The sequence below is a fragment of the Micromonospora sp. URMC 107 genome, from assembly GCF_051386315.1.
Taxonomy (GTDB): Bacteria; Actinomycetota; Actinomycetes; order Mycobacteriales; family Micromonosporaceae; genus Micromonospora.
In genome coordinates, this window is sequence record NZ_JBPQTK010000014.1 from 31,257 (window position 1) to 50,066 (window position 18,810).

17 protein-coding genes are annotated in these 18,810 nt (G+C 74.0%); 5 read left to right on the forward strand and 12 right to left on the reverse strand.

Features of this window, described 5'->3' with window-relative positions:
- Positions 1-1,017, forward strand: coding sequence for a coiled-coil domain-containing protein (locus ACSNN9_RS05365; RefSeq protein ID WP_436671501.1), 1,017 nt, complete (start codon positions 1-3; stop codon positions 1,015-1,017).
- 289 nt (positions 1,018-1,306) lie between these two features.
- Here the strand turns inward: ACSNN9_RS05365 and ACSNN9_RS05370 are convergent, their stop codons facing one another.
- Positions 1,307-2,059: a carbonic anhydrase gene (locus tag ACSNN9_RS05370; RefSeq protein WP_436671502.1), complete on the reverse strand. Its 753-nt coding sequence runs from the start codon at positions 2,057-2,059 to the stop codon at positions 1,307-1,309.
- 203 nt (positions 2,060-2,262) lie between these two features.
- Here ACSNN9_RS05370 and ACSNN9_RS05375 point away from each other — a divergent pair, with 203 nt between their 5' ends.
- Together ACSNN9_RS05375 and mycP are read left to right on the forward strand one after the other, a co-directional pair.
- Positions 2,263-2,604, forward strand: coding sequence for a helix-turn-helix transcriptional regulator (locus ACSNN9_RS05375; RefSeq protein WP_436671503.1), 342 nt, complete (start codon positions 2,263-2,265; stop codon positions 2,602-2,604).
- 122 nt (positions 2,605-2,726) lie between these two features.
- Positions 2,727-3,974 carry a type VII secretion-associated serine protease mycosin gene (mycP, locus tag ACSNN9_RS05380; RefSeq protein ID WP_436671504.1) on the forward strand — a complete coding sequence of 416 codons (1,248 nt, stop codon included), beginning with the start codon at positions 2,727-2,729 and terminating at the stop codon, positions 3,972-3,974.
- Positions 3,975-4,100: 126 nt separating this feature from the next.
- On the opposite strand, the gene ACSNN9_RS05385 is transcribed toward mycP, so the two are convergent.
- From ACSNN9_RS05385 to eccCa, 10 genes are all read right to left on the reverse strand, one after another.
- Positions 4,101-5,444: a WXG100 family type VII secretion target gene (locus ACSNN9_RS05385; RefSeq protein ID WP_436671505.1), complete on the reverse strand. Its 1,344-nt coding sequence runs from the start codon at positions 5,442-5,444 to the stop codon at positions 4,101-4,103.
- A 17-nt stretch (positions 5,445-5,461) separates the two neighbouring features.
- Positions 5,462-5,983, reverse strand: a complete 522-nt coding sequence (locus ACSNN9_RS05390; protein WP_436671506.1) for a hypothetical protein — start codon at positions 5,981-5,983, stop codon at positions 5,462-5,464.
- Positions 5,984-6,076: 93 nt separating this feature from the next.
- A complete protein-coding gene (locus ACSNN9_RS05395) occupies positions 6,077-7,597 on the reverse strand; it encodes a S8 family serine peptidase (RefSeq protein WP_436671539.1) in 1,521 nt (506 codons plus the stop codon).
- Positions 7,598-7,715: 118 nt separating this feature from the next.
- On the reverse strand, positions 7,716-7,994 hold the full coding sequence (locus tag ACSNN9_RS05400) for a WXG100 family type VII secretion target (RefSeq protein ID WP_089002279.1): 279 nt from the start codon (positions 7,992-7,994) through the stop codon (positions 7,716-7,718).
- A 28-nt stretch (positions 7,995-8,022) separates the two neighbouring features.
- Positions 8,023-8,331, reverse strand: a complete 309-nt coding sequence (locus ACSNN9_RS05405; protein WP_121396950.1) for a WXG100 family type VII secretion target — start codon at positions 8,329-8,331, stop codon at positions 8,023-8,025.
- Between the two features lie 164 nt (positions 8,332-8,495).
- Positions 8,496-8,741 (reverse strand): hypothetical protein, encoded by a 246-nt coding sequence (locus ACSNN9_RS05410; protein ID WP_436671507.1) that lies wholly within the window; start codon positions 8,739-8,741, stop codon positions 8,496-8,498.
- A gap of 45 nt (positions 8,742-8,786) precedes the next feature.
- Positions 8,787-9,512 carry a hypothetical protein gene (locus ACSNN9_RS05415; RefSeq protein WP_436671508.1) on the reverse strand — a complete coding sequence of 242 codons (726 nt, stop codon included), beginning with the start codon at positions 9,510-9,512 and terminating at the stop codon, positions 8,787-8,789.
- Between the two features lie 31 nt (positions 9,513-9,543).
- Complete coding sequence (locus ACSNN9_RS05420; protein ID WP_436671509.1) at positions 9,544-9,837, reverse strand: hypothetical protein; 294 nt, start codon at positions 9,835-9,837, stop codon at positions 9,544-9,546.
- An 18-nt stretch (positions 9,838-9,855) separates the two neighbouring features.
- Positions 9,856-10,278, reverse strand: coding sequence for a YbaB/EbfC family nucleoid-associated protein (locus tag ACSNN9_RS05425; RefSeq protein ID WP_436671510.1), 423 nt, complete (start codon positions 10,276-10,278; stop codon positions 9,856-9,858).
- 83 nt (positions 10,279-10,361) lie between these two features.
- Complete coding sequence (gene eccCa / locus ACSNN9_RS05430) at positions 10,362-14,324, reverse strand: type VII secretion protein EccCa (RefSeq protein WP_436671511.1); 3,963 nt, start codon at positions 14,322-14,324, stop codon at positions 10,362-10,364.
- A 167-nt stretch (positions 14,325-14,491) separates the two neighbouring features.
- Here eccCa and eccD point away from each other — a divergent pair, with 167 nt between their 5' ends.
- A complete protein-coding gene (eccD, locus tag ACSNN9_RS05435) occupies positions 14,492-15,889 on the forward strand; it encodes a type VII secretion integral membrane protein EccD (RefSeq protein WP_436671512.1) in 1,398 nt (465 codons plus the stop codon).
- 9 nt (positions 15,890-15,898) lie between these two features.
- Here eccD and ACSNN9_RS05440 read toward each other — a convergent pair whose 3' ends face one another.
- On the reverse strand, positions 15,899-16,972 hold the full coding sequence (locus tag ACSNN9_RS05440) for a type VII secretion protein EccE (protein WP_436671513.1): 1,074 nt from the start codon (positions 16,970-16,972) through the stop codon (positions 15,899-15,901).
- 259 nt (positions 16,973-17,231) lie between these two features.
- Between ACSNN9_RS05440 and eccB the strand changes: the two genes are divergently transcribed.
- Positions 17,232-18,779, forward strand: coding sequence for a type VII secretion protein EccB (gene eccB / locus ACSNN9_RS05445; RefSeq protein WP_436671514.1), 1,548 nt, complete (start codon positions 17,232-17,234; stop codon positions 18,777-18,779).
- Positions 18,780-18,810 lie beyond the last annotated feature (31 nt).

The window sequence follows — 18,810 nt, forward strand, 5'->3', positions numbered from 1 at the left end:
GTGACGGCACCCCTACGCCGCTGGTTGACGCCCGTGGTGGCCGTGCTCGCCGCCCTGGCGGTCTTTGCCGGGCCCCTCCCGGCGGCGGCCGCGCCCACCCCGCCCAAGCCCTCCGGGCACGGGGACGACGAGCCCAAGCTGCTCGACGACCTGATCGAGGCCCGCAACCGGTCCTATGTGCAGGCCCAGGCGAAGCTGAAGAAGTCGGAGGAGCGCCAACTCGAACTGGCCCTGGAAGTCGACCGGGCACAGGCCGAACTGGACGCGCTCGCCCCGCAGGTGAGCCAGATCGCCGCCCAGTCCTACCGAACCGGGCGGATCGGCGCGGTGTCGATGCTGCTGGACACCGCCAGCCCCGACTCGTTCGTCCGCCGCGCCGCCGCCCTCGACGAGATCAACCTGGTCAACTCCAAGAAGCTGGCCGAGGTGAACGCGATCAGGGACCGCGCCAAGCAGGCCAAGCTGGCGGTCGACGCCGAGGTGCGCGAGCAGCAGAAGCTGAAGAACGAACTGGCGCGCGGCAAGCGCGAGGCGGAGAAGGCGCTCGCGCTGGTCGGCGGCAGGGGGCTGACCGACGGCAAGGTGGTCGCCACCTCGCCGGTGGCCCGGATGGCGCCGGGTCGCACGGCCGACGGCGACTGGCGGCCGCTGTCAGCCACCGAGGACGACCCCACCACCTCCGGCCGAATCACCGCGCGCACCCTGCACATGTACAAGGAGGTCAGGCGGGCCGGCTTCAACCGGTTCGTCGGCTGCTACCGCTCCGGCGGGCCGTACGAGCACCCGAAGGGCCGGGCCTGCGACTGGTCGCTGCAACGCAGCGGCTTCTCCCCCTGGCACAACGACGACACATACATGTACGGCAACAACCTGACCGCCTTCCTGGTCCGTAACGCCGACCGGCTCGGCATCTACTACGTGATCTGGAACCGGCAGATCTGGTTCCCGGCGACCGGCTGGAAGTCCTACAGCGGCCCGTCGAACCACACCGACCACGTGCACGTCTCACTGCTCTAGCCGAGACCCCACCCACAGGGCCGCCCCGCCGGACGCGCGGCGGCCCTGTGGCGTCGCGTGGGACCGGCCGCGGGAACGGCGGGTCGGGACAGGCCGCAGGCCGGAACGGGCGGGAGACGGGCCCTCGCGCCGCGACACGGCACTCCGGGGCACGACACGGCGGGGCACGGCACTCCGGGGCACCGCACGACGGGGCACCGCACGACGGGGCACCGCACGACGGGGCACAGCGCGGCGCGGTAGGGCGCCGCGGGCGGGGCCGAGGGCCGACCGGCGGAGGGCCGGGGGATCAGGCGAGCGCGGCGCTGGCCGCCGGCTCCGGCGCGTCGACCGCGCGGGCGGGCACCGCGGCCACCGTCCGCACCTCGCCGGCGGTCAGCCGGTACGACATGCCGACCACCCCGCAGCGACCGGCGGCCACCTCGGCGGCGAGCACGGCGGAGCGGCCCAGCATCGCCTCGACGGTGTGCGCGATGTGGATGTCGACGATCCGGTCGATGTCGTCCACGCCCTCGGCGGCGGCCCGGCGCAGGCTGGGCACCACCGCGTCGACCACGGCGCACAGGTGCCCGACCGGCGGGGTGCCGGTGGCGTCCGCCGCACGTGCCGCCTGGACGGCCCCGCAGGAGTCGTGCCCGAGCACGACCACCAGCGGCGTGCCCAGGACCGTGACGGCGTACTCCACGCTGCCCAGCACCTCGGGGCCGATGGTGTGCCCGGCGGTGCGGACCACGAAGAGGTCACCCAGGCCCCGGTCGAAGATGATCTCGGCCGCGAGCCGGGAGTCGGAACAGCCGACGATCACCGCGAAGGGGTGCTGGCCGTCGGCGACCGCGGCGCGGTGCCCGGCGTCCTGGTTGGGGTGGCGCGGGGCGCCGGTCACGAACCGCCGGTTGCCGGCGTGCAGCTCGGCGAGCGCCTGCTCGGGACTCGCGGGGGCGGCGAACGGGGTACCGACGTCGGCCGCGGCATCGCCCGCGCCCGGCACCGGGAGCGTCCGCTCCGGGCCCGGTTGAGTACCTGGCGATCCGGGACGACTCATCCCACACCTCGCTACCTCACGTGAACGGCCTGGTCACCCGGGCCGACGCTGGACGCGGGCTGCCACCACCGTCACACGCAACGCAAGATACGTCAAGGGATGCGTGATATGCGTTTCATACGTTCGGCGGGCCGGAGTGCGGTGGCGCTCACGCACCCGCCCGCCGCAAGGGCACAGGGCAGACACGAAGCAAGGGCCATACGATGACGGACATGGCGACGACAGGGGAGAACGGGAGCACCCGCAACTGGACGTTCCTCACCAACCACGGGCACGTGCTGCTCGCCATCGCCCGCAACCCCACCGCCCGGCTCCGCGACGTCGCCGACGAGGTGGGCGTCACCGAGCGGGCCGCCCAGGCGATCGTCGCCGACCTGGAGGCCGGCGGCTACCTGTACCGCACCCGGGTGGGCCGACGCAACGAGTACACGCTCAACCCCGCCGGCCGGTTCCGGCACCCCGCCGAAGCGGACCGGCAGGTCGGCGCCCTGCTCGCCCTCTTCACCGACGAGCAGCAACCGGCCGAGGCCACCGAGCGCCCCTGACGGCCGGGCCCGCGCCGCCGGCCGCCGGAAGTTCCGGCCACCAGGCCACCATCAGCCGGTCGCGCCGCCGCCCGCCGCGGAGGCGGCGGCGCGCCTCCGGTCCGCGGCGGTAATCTCACCGCGTGCGCGAGAGTTTCCGACCGGGCGGGACCGAGCCGGCCCGCCGACCCGGGCGCGGTGCCCGCGCGGTCCTCTGTGGAGCGGCCGCGGCCCTGCTCGGCACCGCCGTCGTCGCTCCGTCGCCCGCCTCGGCGGCGGTCCCCCGCTGCGGGCCCCCCGGCGTCGCCGCTCCCGCCGAGACGCCGTGGCCGCTGAGGAGACTCGAACCCTCGTCGGCCTGGCGGATCTCCCGTGGTGCCGGCGTCACGGTGGCGGTCATCGACTCCGGCGTCTCCGCCAGCCATCCCGCCCTCAAGGGCCAGGTCAGGGTGGGCCGGGACTTCAACGGCCTGCCGCAGCAGGAGGGCCGCTGCGACCTGGCCGGGCATGGCACCATCGTCGCCGGCATCATCGCCGGGAAGGAGGGCACCGGCGCGTCGTTCAGCGGCATCGCGCCGCAGGCCAGGATCCTTCCGGTACGCGTCCTGCCCGACACCAAGACCACCGCCGACGAGGGGCTGCCGGGGCAGATCGCCGAGGCGATCCGGTGGTCGGTGCGAAACGGCGCCGACGTGATCAACCTGTCGCTGGTGACCCTGGACCGGCAGGAACTGGCCGACGCGGTCCGCTACGCCCTCGACGAGGGGGTGGTCGTGGTGGCCGCCGCCGGCAACCGCCAGGAGAACCAGCAGGACCGGCCCGCGTTCCCGGCCGCCTACCCCGGGGTGATCGCGGTCGCCGGGGTCGACGAGGAGGGCGGCCACGTGGGCAGCTCGGTGAGCGGGGACTACGTCGACCTCGCGGCACCCGGGCTGAACATCCTCGGCCCGGCCCCCGGGGGCGACGGCTACCTGGCCGAGCCGCAGGGCGGCACCAGCTTCGCCGCCGCGTACGTCTCCGGGGTGGCCGCGCTGGTCCGGGCCGCCCACCCGGACCTCGGCCCGGAGCAGGTCGCCGACCGGCTGATCCGGACGGCCGACAGCCCGCCCGAGGGGAAGAACGCCGAGGTCGGCCACGGGGTGGTGAATCCGTACCGGGCGGTGGCGAGTTTGCTCGGCACGCGTACCGACCCGCCGGCCGGCGCGATGCCGGCACCGCCCTCCACCGCGGACCCGCTCGCCTGGCAGGGCACCGTCGCGGTCTGGGCCGCCGCCGTCGGCGCGCTCGTCGCCGCGCTGCTGCTCTCCGTCAAGCCGATCCTGATCCGCGGGCGACGCCGGGGCTGGCGTCCGGGCCGCCGCCCGTCCGGAGCGGACGCCACGACCGGCTGACGCCCCTCGTTCCGGCACCACCGCGCCGACGGGACGAGCAAGTCCCGGGGCTCGGGTGCCGCACGTCCAGCCGGACAGCGCTGAGCGCCGCCCACCGGTGCGGTGGACGGCGCTCAGCCGACGCTGTCAGCGCAGGATGCCGGGCGTACCGCCGCCGTCCGCACCCCACACGTCCTCGTCCTCCTCCAGCCAGGTGTTACGAGGAAGCTCCTCCTCGCCGTAGCCGGCGCCGGTACCCATGCCGGCCATGCCACCGACGCCCCGTGCGCCCACACCGACGCCCTTGGCGCCCGCACCGGCGGCACCCGCGCGGCCGCCACCGCGGCCGGCCCCACCGGCCGCACCGCCCATCATCGGTGCCATGCCACCCGCGCCGAGCTTGCCGCCGGCGCCGAGCTTGCCACCGGCGCCCCGGCCGCCACCGCGATTGGCGCCGGCCCCGCCGCCGCCCATCATCGGCCCCATGTTGGGGCTCACCGGCCGGCCGAGCGAGCCGCCGCCCGGGATCACGCCACCGCCACCCAGTCCGCCGCCACCGCCACCCAGCCCGCCACCGGCGCCGAGCCCGGAGGTGCTGGGCAGGCCGCCGCCACCGCCGCCGCCGAGGGCGGGAACGGTCGGGGCACCGGCCCCGGCCAGACCGCTGCCGTAGTCGTCGGCGAGGCTGTCGGTGCTCGGCGTGTAGACGTCGCTCGGGTCGTAGCCGCCGTTGGGGTCGTAGCCGCCGCCGGTCAGGTTGGGGTGCGCGGTGGAGCCGATGCCGGTGGTCCCAGTCTCGGGCATGCCGGCCCCGCTGAGCGACGGCATGCCGCCGCCCGGCATGCCGCCGGTCGAGGGCATCCCACCCATGCTGGGTGCGCCGCCGACGCTGCCGGCGCCGGGGCCACCGCCGAGGTTCGGCGTCTCCACCTCGGGGCTCTGGACGCCGAGCGGCGTGGTCTGGCCGGGCGTACCGGAGTCGATCGTCGTGTACTCGCCGCTGATCTGGTTGTAGACCTTGGCCGCCTCATCCGACTTGTCGTTGATCCAGTCCGCCAGCGAGGTGAGCGGATCGAGCAGCCCGAGGAAGTCGGGCTTGACCTTCATCTCGAAGAAGCCGGTGCTGATCACGAGGCGGCCGTTGCGCGCCTCCAGCACGTCGTTGACGCAGCTCGCCGGAATGGGGAACTCGGCCTGCGCGGCGCTCAGCTTGTCGGCGGCGTCGTTGAGCGACCGGACGATGCCGTTCTGGCCCTCGGCGTCCTCGACGATCCGGCCGGTGTCCTTCGCGATCTGCTCGACGTGGGTCTTGAAGGAGTCGTACGCCGGCCCCTTCCACACCTCGCCCAGGTCCTTGACGTTCTTCTCCAGGCTCTCCTTGACGGAGGTTAGGTTCTTCAGCAGTTGGTCCCAGCCCAGCGCGGCACTGGCGACGTCGCCCGGCCGGCCCGCAATGACGACCTGCTGGCACATCTCTTCCCAGCTCGGCATCCTGTCACCCTCCCCGTTCAGCCGTTGGATCCGCTGGTGGCGGCTTCGCTGAAGGCGCGCTCCATCTCGGCCGCGGACATGGCGTTGGCCTTCTCCGCCGTCTCGTAGTTCTCCTTGACCTCACGCAGCGCGTTCGCCGCCTTGTAGAGGTCCTCGGCGAGCTTGCGGACGTTCTGCTGCGTGCTGGTGAACAGGCTGGAGTGCTTGCGGGCGAGGTCCCCCGCCCGGTCGAAGCCACCGAGCGGGCTCGAAGCCCCGCCACCCACGGCGTTCACGCCGGCGCCGCCGGCCGTGCCGCCCATCTTGTCCTGGATCTCGACCATCGTGTACGACTGCTTGTTCAAGAACGAGGCGTGCGACTCGAGCCACTCGATGGCGCTGTCCAGGCTGGACGCGTCCCACTCGGTGTTGTCGCCGCTCTCGCCCGCCCCCGGCACCAGGCCGGAGGGCGTCTGCGCCCGGTTGACGTTGTCCATCGTGATGCCGCTGATGTGCACCGTGGGTGCCAGCGGGGTGATGGGCATGTAGGGGGTGTCCACCCGGAGCTCTTCCGGCTGCTCCGTCCTGTCCACCCGTGGGCTCGTCCGGTCTTCCGTCATCGGTTCCTCCCCGTCGCCGACTGACAATCTGGCTTACTGCTGGTGCCCGCCGGGAGCCGGCGGAGGTGGCGGTGCCGTCGGCGCGGTGCCGGGTGGCTGCCAGGCATCGGCCTGGGGCACCGGTGGCACGCCGTACGGATCGGGCCCGCCGGTGGGCATCGGGCCGTACCCGGGCGGAGGTCCCGCCTGGGGCGGAACGGGCAGGCCCGTCGGTGCTCCGCCGGTCGGCGGGTTGCCGGGCGTACCGAACTGCGGGATGTGGGGCGGCACCCCCGGGGCGCCGGCCGGCGGGTGACCGGGAGGCGGCGGGTAGCCGGGCGGGCCGGCCTGTGGACCGCCGGGTGGCGGATAGCGGAGCGGGCCGGCCGACGGGGAATAGCCGGGCGGGCCGGCCGTCGCCTTCCGGCGGGACCGGCGCACCAGCACGATCACGACGATCAGCAGGACGAGGGGCACGGCCAGGCAGAATGCCGCCTGGATCAGCGCACCCGGGCCCTTCTTCATGCTGAACGACACGGCCGGCCCGTCGTCCTCCGCCGGGTCGACCGCGCCGGCGGACGGGGCGGCACCGGTCGCGGCGCCGGCGAGCAGCGGGTGCGCGTCCACCGCCGGGACGGACCGGGTCAGCGCGGCGAGCGGATCGATCGCGCCGAATCCGTACTGGCTGTCGCGGCCGGCCGGGCCCTTGTCGCGGGCGGTGCGGATCAGCCGGTTCGCCACGTTGGCCGCGTCGAGGTCCGGGTACTTCGCCCGGACCAGCGCCGCCACGCCGGCGGTGATGGCGGCGGCGTCGCTGGTGCCGCTGCCGAGGCCGTAGCCGTTGGGCGAGACGGACTTCGGCCGGGGGGAGATGATGTCCTCCATCGGCGCGGCGAGCACCGCCTCCGGCCCGCCGACGCTCTCGGCGAAGTGCCCCCCGTCCTTCGCCAGGCCGGTCACCGCGATGACGCCGGGGATGTTGGCCGGGCTGCTGACACGACGGTCGCCCTGCTTCCGGTTGCCGGCCGAGGCGACCAGCACGACGTCCTTGTCGAGGGCGTAGCGGACGGCCGCGACCTCGGCCGGGGTGGGTTGCGCCTCGGCGCCGACGGACATGCTGATCACGTCCGCGCCAGCGTCGGCCGCCCAGCGGATGCCCTCCGAGAGGTCACCCGAGTTGAAGGAGTCGCCCATGGAGACGGGCAGGATCTTCGCCTCCGGGGCGATGCCCAGGTGGCGCATCGCGCCGCCACCCCTGGACGCGATGATCCCCGCCATCGCCGAGCCGTGGGCCAACCTGGTGTCGTCGTCGCGGCGGCCGTCGGGGGCCGCGCCGGCCGTCACACCCTTGCCCGGCAGCACCTGGCCGCGCAGATCGGGCAGGTTCGGGTCGACGCCGGTGTCGATGACGGCGACGGTGACACCCTTGCCCTTGGTCACCTTGTGCGCCTGGGGGATCTTCAGCGAGTCGAGGTACCACTGGAGGCCGCGCACGGTGTCGGCGCGTGCCGGGTCGGGCGCGAGCAGCGGGCCGGTCCCGGCGCCGACGGCCAACGCCACCGCGGCGACGGCCACCCTGAACAACGGCCGCGAAGGCTTCCTCGCACGCATGACTCTCCCAGGACCTATCGGCGCACAACGCGACGCGGCTCCAGCCCGGTCGAACCGGACCGGAGCCGCGTCGGCGATCGTGTCAGTTCCACGCCTTGGCGTTGCTCATCTCGGTGCTGACGTAGTTCTCGCGGGCGATGCCCACCGCGCCACCGATGTCGTTCAGGATCTTGTTGATGTCCCGGACGGCGGCGTCCCACTGCGCCTGGTGCTGCTCGTACGCGGCACGGTCCTCACCGTCCCACTGGAGCTTCGACAGCATCGACCGCAGCGTGTCCAGCTTCTCGTCGATGGTCCGCGAGATGGCCATCATCTGCTGGTTGCTGCTCTCGAGGACCGCGTAGTCAACCTTGATGCTCATGAGTTCCTCCCCTGCTCGTCTCGGCGGATCACGGGTTGAGTGCAGAGTGGAACTTGTCCAGCATCTGCTGCTGCTCTTCGTCGTTGACCTGGTGCGTCGTACCCGACTTGTCGAGCAGGTCGGCGATGTTGTCCATCGCCGTCAGCAGCTTGCCCGTGTCCTCGTTCCAGCGCTGCATCAGCGACTGGAAGCCGGTGGACGCCTGCCCCTTCCAGGCGATGGCCAGGTCGTCGACCACGTTCCACAGCTTCTTCAGCTCGCCGTCGACCTCGCTGCGCGTGGAGCGCACGTCACCCGCGGCGGTATGCAGAGTCGCTGCTTCGACCTCGAACGCCATGCTTCACACCCTTCCGTCTTTTTGTGGCGGCGCAGTCGCCGCGTCCTCCCCCGCCGCAAGGCAATCACCCCACCGACGGACACTCAGCCAAGACCGTAGCGGACGCCGTCCAGTCCGCGCAGCCCTGCCCCAGCCTGCCTGCCAGCCGCTCGACGGCACGTCCCCTAGGAGGAACGGGAGTACGAGCGGACGTGCATCACCAGGCCCCCCACGAATATGAGGCCCAGCAGCACCACCAGGGTCCACTGCAGTCCGTCGTCCGCGACGGAACCGAGCGCCACCGCGAACGCGGCCGCGCTGCTGAGCACGGCGATCTCCGCCAACCGCTGGGCCAGACGCGAGCGGGTCAGCCGCGCGACCACTCCCAGCACGACGAAGAGCATGACGGCGACCAGTGCGTACACGAACAAGACTGCCTGCCACGCCACGGCGCCGCCCACCTTTCGTGCGGCCGCTCAGGCCGCGTAGAACCCCGAATCCTGCACCCAGTCGATCTTGATGTCCTTGATGTCGGGATCGGGCCCCGAGGCGAAGCCCGGCTTGGACTCGGCGGTGAACTGGTGCGCCTCGGCCCCCCGGAACGAGCTCGAGATGGTGGAGAGCACCGAACCGATGTCCTGGAAGACGAGCGCGATGATCGCCATGCTGGCGGTCAGGCCGGCCACCCCGATCGCGTTCGCCAGCGGGATGGTGGGCGGGAACGCCTGGAGCGCCACCGCCGCGATCACCGCGATCAGGATCGTCGTCAACACGGCGACCAGCGCGTCGATCACGGAGTTGTAGTGGTCCTGGAGGCCCTGCAACGCGTCCTTGTTGGCGTTGAGCGCCTCGGCGAGAGCCGCGACCTCCATGTTGAGCTGCTGCACGAACGTGTCGAACGCCTCGCGGTCCTCGAAGTTCCACTCCTCGGCGGACGGCGGCACGCTCTCCATCGCCTTGCCGAACTGGTCGCCGCCGAGATACGCGGCCGCGTCGCCCCAGTTCTTGACGGCCTTGGAGATCTCGTCGTTGTCGAAGGACTCGAGGTGGACGATGGCGGCGATGAGGATGCCGGCGCCGGCCAGCCACATCCAGTTGGCCCGGGCCGCCCCGGCCAGCGTACGCACCGGCGCGGTCTGCGCCGCGACACTGTGCGTCCCCACCACCGAGCCCGAGGAATTGGCGATCAGGATCTCCGGCATCAGCGCCTCCCTGCGTCCTGCGCCCGCGAGGTCACTTGACCACCCAGGGCTGGTCCGACTTCTCCCAGTTGCTTGCGGTCTGCTGAAGGTTGTCGGCCGCCCTCTGCAGGTGCTCGACGCCCTTGCTCAGGTTGTCGACGTGCTCGTCGATCACCGCGTTGTGCCTGCCCACGGCGCCGATGCCCAGGATGGTCATGGACATGCCGGAGAGCTTGACCTCGTCCAGCTTCTCCTTCGCGTTCCGCAGGAACGCCTTCGGGCCGTCCTCGGCGGCGAGCTTCTTCGCGGCATCCCTGATCGCGCCGACGTCGACCGTGTTCGCCACTGTCCTCCCCCTTCGTCGTCAGCCGCGCAGCCGGCGCAGCGGGTCGTTGATGTCCACCCCGAACTGGCGGAACCACTCCTCCGGGGTCACCTTCCCCGCCTCGGCCCGCCGGACCAGGTCCCCGCCGCCGACCATCTCCTCCACCAGCTCGCGCTGCCGCTCGGCGTGCGCGGCGTAGGCGGCGTCGATCGCCGCCTGGAGCGACTCGACCAGGGTGAAGCTGTCCAGCCGCATGGCCCGGGGGTCGAGCTCGATGTCGCCGACCTTCATGTCACCGTCGACGGTGACCTGGACCAGGCCGTCCGGGCTCTCCCCGGTGACCCGCAGCTCGGCGCGCTGCCGCTGGAAGTCCGCCAGCCGGCGCTGCTGCTCCTGCGCCTGCCGCAGGAGGCCCTCGAGTCCGGCCGCTCCCGCGCCCGGCGTCCACGATGTGCTCAACACGGTCCTCTCGTCGGCTGCGGCGCTCGTGCCGCAGGTTACCGGATGCGATCACCCCCCGGCCGACCCCGCAGCAGGCCGGCTCGTCAGACGGGCTCCGCCCAGGCGGTCTGGATGAGCTGCTGGCCGTCGCGCCGGCGCACCAGCGTCCCCCGGCCCGGCGGCTGCGGGCTCGGCCGCAGCGTGCCGAAGACCGCGCCCTCCTCCCGGTTGCCGGACATCAGCAGGCCGGGCTGGTCCAGCTCGCGCAGGCGCTGCAGGACCGGCTCGTAGAGCGCCCGGGCCACGCCACCCACCCGCCGGGTGATGATCAGGTGCAGGCCGATGTCGCGCGCCTGGGGCAGCAGCTCGTGCAGGGCGCTGAGCGGGTTGTTCCCGCCCGAGGCGACCAGGTCGTAGTCGTCGACCAGGATGTAGAGGTCCGGCCCCTTCCACCAGCTGCGGTCGCGCAGCTGCGCGGTGGTGACGTCCGGGCCGGGCAGCCGGTTGGACAGCGCGCTGCGGATCGAGCCGAGCCCCTGCGCGAACACCTGGTTCGACGGCGCGTAGTCGAGCAGGTGGTCCCCCTCGACGGCACCGAGCAGACCGCGCCGGTAGTCGGCGATGACCAGCCGCGCCTGCGCCGGCGTGTACCGCTCCGTGATGCCCCGCGCGATCAGCCGCAGCAGGTTGGTCTTGCCGCACTCGGCGTCGCCGAAGACCGTCAGGTGCGGCTCGTTGACGAGGTCGAGGTAGACCGGGGCCAGCGCCGACTCGTTGACGCCGATGGGCAGGCCGGGCGCCGACCGGTCGACGACCCGGGCCAGCTCGCTGAGGTGCAGCCGGCGCGGCAGCAGCCGTACCTTCGGCGCCGGCTGGCCCTTCCATGCCTCCGCGACGTGCCGGGACAGGGCGACGGACGCCTCGGTCAGGTCGTCGATGTCGCGCCGGCCGTCGATCCGGGAGATGGCGGTCAGGAAGTGCAGCTTGTCGCGGGTGAGGCCGCGCCCGGGCGAACCGGTCGGGACGTTCGCCGCCGCCCGCCGGTCGATCTCCGACTCGTTGGCGTCACCGAGGCGCAGCTCCAGCTTCGTGCCGAGCAGGTCCCGCATGTTGATCCGGATCTCCGCCCACCGCACGGCGGTCAGCACCACGTGCACGCCGAAGCCCAGGCCGCGGTTGGCCAGGGTGGTGATGGTCTGCTCCAGCTCCTCGTACTCCTGGCGCAGGGTGTTCCAGCCGTCGACGACGAGGAAGACGTCGCCGAACGGGTCGTCGGCGAACTCCCCGGCCGCCCGACGCCGGCGGTAGCTGGCCACCGAGTCGATGCCGTGCTGGGCGAACCGGTTCTCCCGCTCGTCCAGCACGGCCACCACCTCGGCCACCGTGCGGCGCACGGCCTCGGTGTCCCGCCGCCCGGCCACGCCGGCCGTGTGCGGCAGCCCGTCCAGGCTGCGCAGCGCGCCACCGCCGAAGTCGAGGCAGAAGAACTGCACCTCGCGCGGGGTGTGGGTGAGCGCGAGCGAGGCGAGCATGGAACGCAGCATCGTGCTCTTGCCGCTGAGCGAGGCGCCGACGATCACCACGTTGCCGCCGGCGCCGGCCAGGTCCACGAGCATCGGGTCACGGCGCTGCTCGTACGGCCGGTCCACGATGCCCACGGGAGCGGCCAGCCGCCCGCGCCCGACCCACGAGGCGGTGCAGAGGCCGTACCTCGGGTCGACGCTCAGCGGCGGCAGCAGCTCGCCGAGGCCCGGCGGCTCCGCCAGCGGCGGCAGCCAGACCTGGTGCGCCGGGCGGCCCCGCCCCTTGAGCCGGTCGATCAGCACGTCCAGCATCGCCACGGCCTTGCCGTCGGTGGGCTGCTCCGGCTCGAGCGCGTCCGGCACCGGCAGGGTCGGGTTCTGCACCGGCACGAAGTCCACCCCGTACCGGACGATCCGGCGCTGCACCAGCGCCCGTGACGACACGGCGGCCTGCCCCGGGGCCCGGTACGGCCCGGACACGTACGCGGCCCGGAACCGCAGCATGGTGGTGGTGTCGGTCTTCAGGTAGCCGTGGCCGGGGGCGTTGGGCAGCTCGTACGCGTCCGGCACGCCGAGCACGATCCGGCTCTCCACCGCCGAGAAGGTGCGCAGACCGATCCGGTACGACAGGTGGGTGTCCAGGCCGCGCAGCTTGCCCTCCTCCAGCCGCTGGCTGGCCAGCAGCAGGTGCACGCCGAGCGACCGGCCCAGCCGGCCGATCATCACGAAGAGGTCGATGAAGTCGGGCTTCGCGGCGAGCAGCTCGCTGAACTCGTCGCAGATGATGAGCAGGCTGGGCATCGGGTCCAGCGGCTCGCCGGCGGCCCGGGCCTTCTCGTAGTCGTAGCGGGAGACGTAGTTGCCGGCGGCCCGCAGCACCTCCTGGCGGCGGGTCATCTCGCCGGCCAGCGCGTCCTTCATGCGGTCGACCAGCGGCAGCTCGTCGGCCAGGTTGGTGATCACCGCGCTGGTGTGCGGCAGCGCGTCCAGTGAGGCGAAGGTGGCGCCACCCTTGAAGTCGACCAGGACGAAGTTGAGCTCCTCGGAGGAGTGCGTCACCGCCAGCGCGCCGACGATCGTGCGCAGCAGCTCGCTCTTGCCGGAACCGGTCGCGCCGATGATCAGGCCGTGCGGGCCCATGCCCTCGTGCGCGGACTCCTTGAAGTCCAGCTCGACCACGTTGCCGTCCGGCCCGACGCCGAGCGGGATGCGCAGCCGGTCGCGGTGGCTGCGCGGGCGCCAGGTCTGCTGCACGTCGACGGAGGCGGCGTCGCCGACGCCGAGCAGGTCCGGCAGCTCCATGCTCTTGGCCAGCGGCTCGTCCGACGTGGTCTGCTGCTGCGACAGCCGGTACGGGGCGATCTGCCGGGCCAGCCCCTCGGCGGCGGCCTCCGTGAGCCGGTCGGGCCGGCCGAGCCGCGACGAGGACGTGCCGCGGACCAGTTCGAGGGAGCTGCCGTCGCCCACGTCGAGGCAGAGCAGCCAGCGGCCGGCGTCCCGGGGCACGGTGCCGGAGAGGTCGATCACGGTCGCGCCGAGCAGCCCCGGCCCCATGAGCTGGCAGGCCGCCGAGACCTCGCCGCCGTCGATCACCACCACGAGGTGTGCCGCGCTGGTCAGCGGCTTCGCCTCCGGCGCGAACCGGGGCCGGCCGGCCAGCTCGCCGGCGAGCGCCTCCTCGGCCTCGGCGAGGCTCGCGAAGACCATCCGGCGGGCGCCCGCCGCGTCGGTGCGGGCGCTGTGGTGGTTGTGCGGCAGCCACTTCACCCAGTCCCAGGAGGGCTGCCGGTCCGGCGCGGCGACGATCGCGACGACCATGTCGTCCGGGGCGTGGAAGGTGGCGAGCTGGCCGAGCGCGGCCCGGGTCAGGTCGAGCACCGGCTCCCGGTCGCCGCGCAGCACCACCCGGCTGAAGGCCCGCACGGAGAGCGCGGTCGGCAGGTCCGGCACGCTCGAGTGGGCGCGGACGAAGCGACGCAGCGCGATGGCGCTCATCGGCTCCAGGTCCTCGACCGGCTTGGTCTCGGGCGGGACGATCTCCACGGCCAGGCGCTGCGGGCCGGTGGCGATCCGGGTCTCGCCGAAGTCGTCCTCGGTGATCCGCCGCTCCCACAGCCGCCGGGAGGCGGCGATCGACCAGAGCGCGTCCGGCTCCGGGTGCCGCCAGGCCATCGCCGCCCGCTGCTGCTCGGCGGCGCGCCGGGTGCGCTTGCGCATCTGGGCCAGGTAGCGCATGTAGTCGCGCCGGTCGGCGTTGAGTTCGGCCTTGTCGTTGTTGCCGTTGCTCAGCGACCCGATCGCCATGCCCAGCATTGAGACGCCGAAGAGCCCGCCGGCGATGTAGGTCATCGTGCCGCCGCCCCGGCCGGCGTAGAGGAACGCCATGGCGCCCACGCCGCAGACCATCGGCAGGATCATCAGTAGCTGCCCCATCCCGCGCGGGGTCGGCTCGGGCAGCTCCGGAGGCGACTCCAGCAGCACCTCGCCTCGCGGCAGCGCAGGCCCCGGCTGACGCGGGAGCCGGCGGAACACCACCGTGCTCACGGCTGTCTCCTCCCAGAAGCGGCCCTGATGAAGTTCGGCGAGCGACCGGAGTCGTCGGGTGGGCATCGTACGTGCCCGCCATCGTAGGTAATCTCCCGTGGGCGTCAGGAACCCGTGCGTCGGTGCCGCCGGCCAGGGGTGATCGAAGAGAGCGCGAGGAGGCCACTGTGGCGACGAAGACGGCGACCGGCGGCCTGAGCCGGATCACCATCGTGGCGCCCCGCACGCGGATGGACCTCGCGCTGCCGTCGGACGTACCGCTCGCCGACCTGCTGCCGACCCTGCTCCGTTACGCGGGTGAGGACCTGGCCGACGAGGGGGTGCGGCACGGCGGCTGGAGCCTGGCCCGGCTGGGCGGCCAGCCGCTGGACGGCGGCCGGACCGCCACGCAGCTCGGCATCCGCGACGGCGAGGTGCTCTACTTCAACCCCCGGTCCGCCACCGCGCCGGAGATCGTCTTCGACGACGTGGTCGACGCCGTGGCCACCGCCACCAACCAGCGCCCGGGCGCCTGGCAGGTCGGCACCACCCGTTCCTTCGCGGTGCTCTTCGCCGCGGCGGCGCTCGGCGCCGGCGCGGTGGCGGCGCTGTTCACCGGGCCGCCGCACCTGCCCGGCGCGCTGGCCGCGCTGGTCGTGGCGGTCGCCCTGGTGGTCGCCGCGGCCGTGTTGTCCCGGGCCGCCGCCGACAGCGCGACCGGGTCGGTGCTGGGGGTCGTCGGCCTGGTGTACGCGGGGGTCGGCGGCCTGCTGCTGCTCGCCGGCGACCGCCCGCTCACCGGGTTGGCCGCCCCGCACGTGCTCCTCGGCGCCACGGCGGTGGTGCTCTGCGCGGCGGTGGCCGCGCTGGCCGTCGGCGACCGGCTCCCGCTCTTCTTCGGCGCGGTCGCCGTCGGCGCGGCCACCGGCCTCGGCGCGCTGGTCAGCCTCGCCTTCGACACCGACGCGCCGGCCGCCGCCGCCGTCGTCGCCGCGGTCGCGTTCGGCGCGGTCCCGGCGCTGCCGATGGCGGCGTACCGGCTGGCCCGGCTGCCGGTCCCGTCCATCCCGACCGGCCCCGACGACCTGAAGAGCGACACCGAGTCGGTGGACGGCCGGCAGGTCCTCCAGCTCAGCGAGCGGGCCGACGAGTTCCTGACCGGCCTGCTCTGGACGGTGTCGCTGCTGGTGCTCGGCGCCCAGGTCGTGCTCGCGCTGCACGGCAGCCTGCCGGCGGTGCTGCTCTGCCTCGTGCTGGCCCTGCTGTCGCTGCTGCGGGCCCGCCCGTTCCTGGGCCGCGCCCAGCGCACCCCGGTGCTCTTCGCCGGCACGGCGGGGCTCGGCCTGACCGCCGCCGCCACGTTCGGCAACAGCTCGACGGCGGTACGCCTCGGCCTGATCCTCGGCGGCCTGGTGCTCGCGGCCGTGGTGAGCCTGATCTACGGGCTCACCGTGGCCGGCAAGCGGATCTCCCCGGTCTGGGGCCGGCTGCTCGACATCGTGGAGATCATGCTGATCATCGCGCTGGTCCCGCTGGCCTTCTGGGTCGTCGGCCTCTACGGCTGGATCGTCAACCTCCGCCCCTGACCCGCGCTCTCAGTCGGTGGGGTGCAGGGTCGTGACGGTGGTGGCCGCCGGGGCCGTGGCGTAGACCCCCGGGCCGTGCTGGCCGTCCACCGGGCGGGCCGGTGCGCCGGACCGGCGCGCCACCTCCCGTACCGCCTTGACCAGCGCCTCCACGTGGTCGTCGAGCGCCGCGACCCGGAGCATCGGCGGGGCCACGCGCCCGCCCGGCAGCACCACGGCGGCCAGGGTGTGCGACGGGGCCGACGTCGCCGTCACCGCGTCCACCAGCGGGCCGAACGGCGCGTCGGCCCGGGGCCGCAGGACCAGGCAACGCTGGGTCCAACCGCCGCCGCGCAGGCCGGTCCAGGTCTCCGCCGGCGGCGTCGGCGCCAGGTCCAGCCCGGCCGCCGAGACCACCGCCGCACGCAGCTCGTCGCGGCTGAGCGGCCGGTGGTCGAGCCCGGCCGCGGTCAACGCCTTGCCCAGCCGGCCGACCCCGGCGGAGAGCGTGCGGTGCACGCCGGGCATTCCGCCACCCCGGCTGACGGTCTCGACGCGGGCGTCCCGCACGGAGAGCCGCAGCGCCAGCCAGACCGTCCGGTGGGCCGCGGGCGGCGCTCCCGGCGCCGGGTACCAGACCAGGGTGTGCGAGACGACCTGGGTGCGGGTGACCGGGCCGGTGAAGTCGGCGAGCACGCGCAGTGCCCGGTCCATCACCGACGCCTCGACCGACCCGGCGGCCGCCCCGGCCCGGCCCTGCAGCGCCACCGCCGCGAACCAGCCCTGCGCGTCCTGCCCGATACCGAGGCGGGTGCCACGGTCCGTGAGCTCGGTCATAGTCAGCTCGGGGGCCAGGGCGGCCAGCCTCGGGTCGGCCCCGCCGCCCGCCGCGACGATGCTCCTGGCCGCCTCCCGGCGCCGCCGCAGCCGGCGGCGCAGCAGCAGGTCCTCGTACCACCAGCGGCCACCGCGGCGGGCGAAGACCGCGACCACCACCGCCAGCGACAGCGCCCCGACGGCGCCGGCCAGCCAGACCGGTCCGCCCAGCGCCGCCCAGACGGCCAGGGCGCAGAGTTCCAGCACCACGAGCTGCCCCACGGCCACGGGTCCGATCCGACCACGGTCGCGCCGGTCGGCCGGAACGACCGGCCGCTGGGCGACGCCGGACGGCTGCGGTGCCGGACGACCGGGTGGCGCCTGAACCTGCGTCATCGCTGACAGTCCTTTCTGGACGGCGGAGCGTCCGCCGGATCAGGTCGGGCGCTGGTCCCGGTGACCCGTCGACGGCCCCTTATCGTAGGGAAGCCCGCGACACCGACTCGGACCTGCTCGTCGCGGACCCACCCCCCGCCGGAGGTAAGTCATGCGGACCCGCCGCGATCAGGTGCAGGCGTACCGCTTCGTCACCCGCCGGATCGTCTCGGCGCTGCTGTCGGGCGACCCCGAGACCAGCAACCTGCCGATGCGGCGGCTCGGCATGGCGGTCTTCGGCAGCGTCATCGCCGCGGCCGTGGTGCTCGGTGGCGTCGGCGCGTACGGGCAGTTCACCGGTAACACGGCGCCGCTGGAGCCGAACACCCTGGTGATCGAGCGGGAGACCGGCGCGACGTACGTCTTCGTCGACGGGCAGCTGCACCCCACCCTCAACTACGCCTCGGCCCGGCTGATCATCAACGAGCCCGCCCCGCAGGTGCGCACGATGTCCCAGGCGTCGATCCGGGACCGGCCCCGGGGGCGTACGGTCGGCATCGTCGGCGCCCCGGACGCGCTGCCGGACCGCAAGTCCCTGACGGGCCTGCCCTGGTCCGTCTGCGACGTCCCGGACCCGGCCGATCCCCGCAGGTCCGGCACCCGCGTGGTGATCGACCGTCCCCTGCCCGGCGGTGCGCCGCTCGGCGACCGGGCCGTGCTGGTGGAGGCCGACGGCCAGCGGCACCTGCTCACCGGCGACACGCGGTTGCAGGTGACGGGCGGCGACTCCGCGCTCGCCGCGCTGCGGATGGCCAACGCGCCCCGCCTGCCCGTGGGGCAGCAACTGCTCAACGCCGTGCCGGCCGGGCCGGTCCTGCGCAAGCCGGCGATCGCGGGTGAGGACGAGGCCAGCACCCTGACCGAGCGTCCGGCCAGGGTCGGTCAGGTGTTCCGGGCGGCCGGCCAGCACTACGTGCTCACCCGGGAGGGCCTCTCCGCGATCGGCGAGATCAGCGCGCTGCTGCTGCTGCGCGACGGCGGCCAGGTCACCGACATCACCCCGGCGCAGGCCGGCAAGCTGCTGACCGACCAGCGGGCGGAGGAGGCCGGGATGCCGCAGGTCCTGCCCGCGCTGCACCCGGTCACCGAGGGCCGCACGGCGGTCTGCGCGACCTACCGGGCGGGCACCGACGGCGGGCCGCCCACCACCACGCTGGAGGTCTTCGACCGCGTGCCGGCGGAGCTGGCCGCGCCCGGCGCGGTTCCGGTGCGGCAGAGCGCGCGCGACGGCGTGCGCACCGCCGAGGGCGTGCTGCTGCCCGGCGGCAAGGGCGTGCTCGTGCAGGCCACGCCCGGGTCCGGCGAGAGCGGCACCGCCGCCCCCGGCGCCACCGTCTACCTGATCAGCGCGCAGGGCGTCCGCTACCCGCTCGGCGTCGGCGCCATGTCGGCGCTGGGCTACGAGGGGGTCACCCCGCTGGCCGTACCCGCGTCGCTGCTGGCCCTCGTGCCCACGGGGCCGACCCTCTCGCGGGACGACGCGCTCTCCCACTTCGCGCCCGGCCCCGCGCCGTCGGCGCCGGCGGGCGGCCCGGCCAAGCCGACCGACAGCCCCGCGCCGGACCGGTCCGGCGCGTCGGCGACGCCCTCCGACGAGCCCGCGTCGGGGGCTCCCGCCTCGTCCGACTCGTCGTCCCCCACCCCGGAGGCGGACGGCTGAGCGGCACGTGGTGGATCGACGCCGACAGCGG

Excerpts from the sequence above, each read along its gene's own strand:
- ACSNN9_RS05385 (WP_436671505.1), bottom strand. The coding sequence starts at position 5,444 with ATGCCGAGCTGGGAAGAGATGTGCCAGCAGGTCGTCATTGCGGGCCGG.
- ACSNN9_RS05400 (WP_089002279.1), bottom strand. The coding sequence starts at position 7,994 with ATGAGCATCAAGGTTGACTACGCGGTCCTCGAGAGCAGCAACCAGCAG.
- ACSNN9_RS05370 (WP_436671502.1), bottom strand. The coding sequence starts at position 2,059 with ATGAGTCGTCCCGGATCGCCAGGTACTCAACCGGGCCCGGAGCGGACG.
- ACSNN9_RS05405 (WP_121396950.1), bottom strand. The coding sequence starts at position 8,331 with ATGGCGTTCGAGGTCGAAGCAGCGACTCTGCATACCGCCGCGGGTGAC.
- ACSNN9_RS05415 (WP_436671508.1), bottom strand. The coding sequence starts at position 9,512 with ATGCCGGAGATCCTGATCGCCAATTCCTCGGGCTCGGTGGTGGGGACG.
- ACSNN9_RS05375 (WP_436671503.1), top strand. The coding sequence starts at position 2,263 with ATGACGGACATGGCGACGACAGGGGAGAACGGGAGCACCCGCAACTGG.
- eccB (WP_436671514.1), top strand. The coding sequence starts at position 17,232 with ATGCGGACCCGCCGCGATCAGGTGCAGGCGTACCGCTTCGTCACCCGC.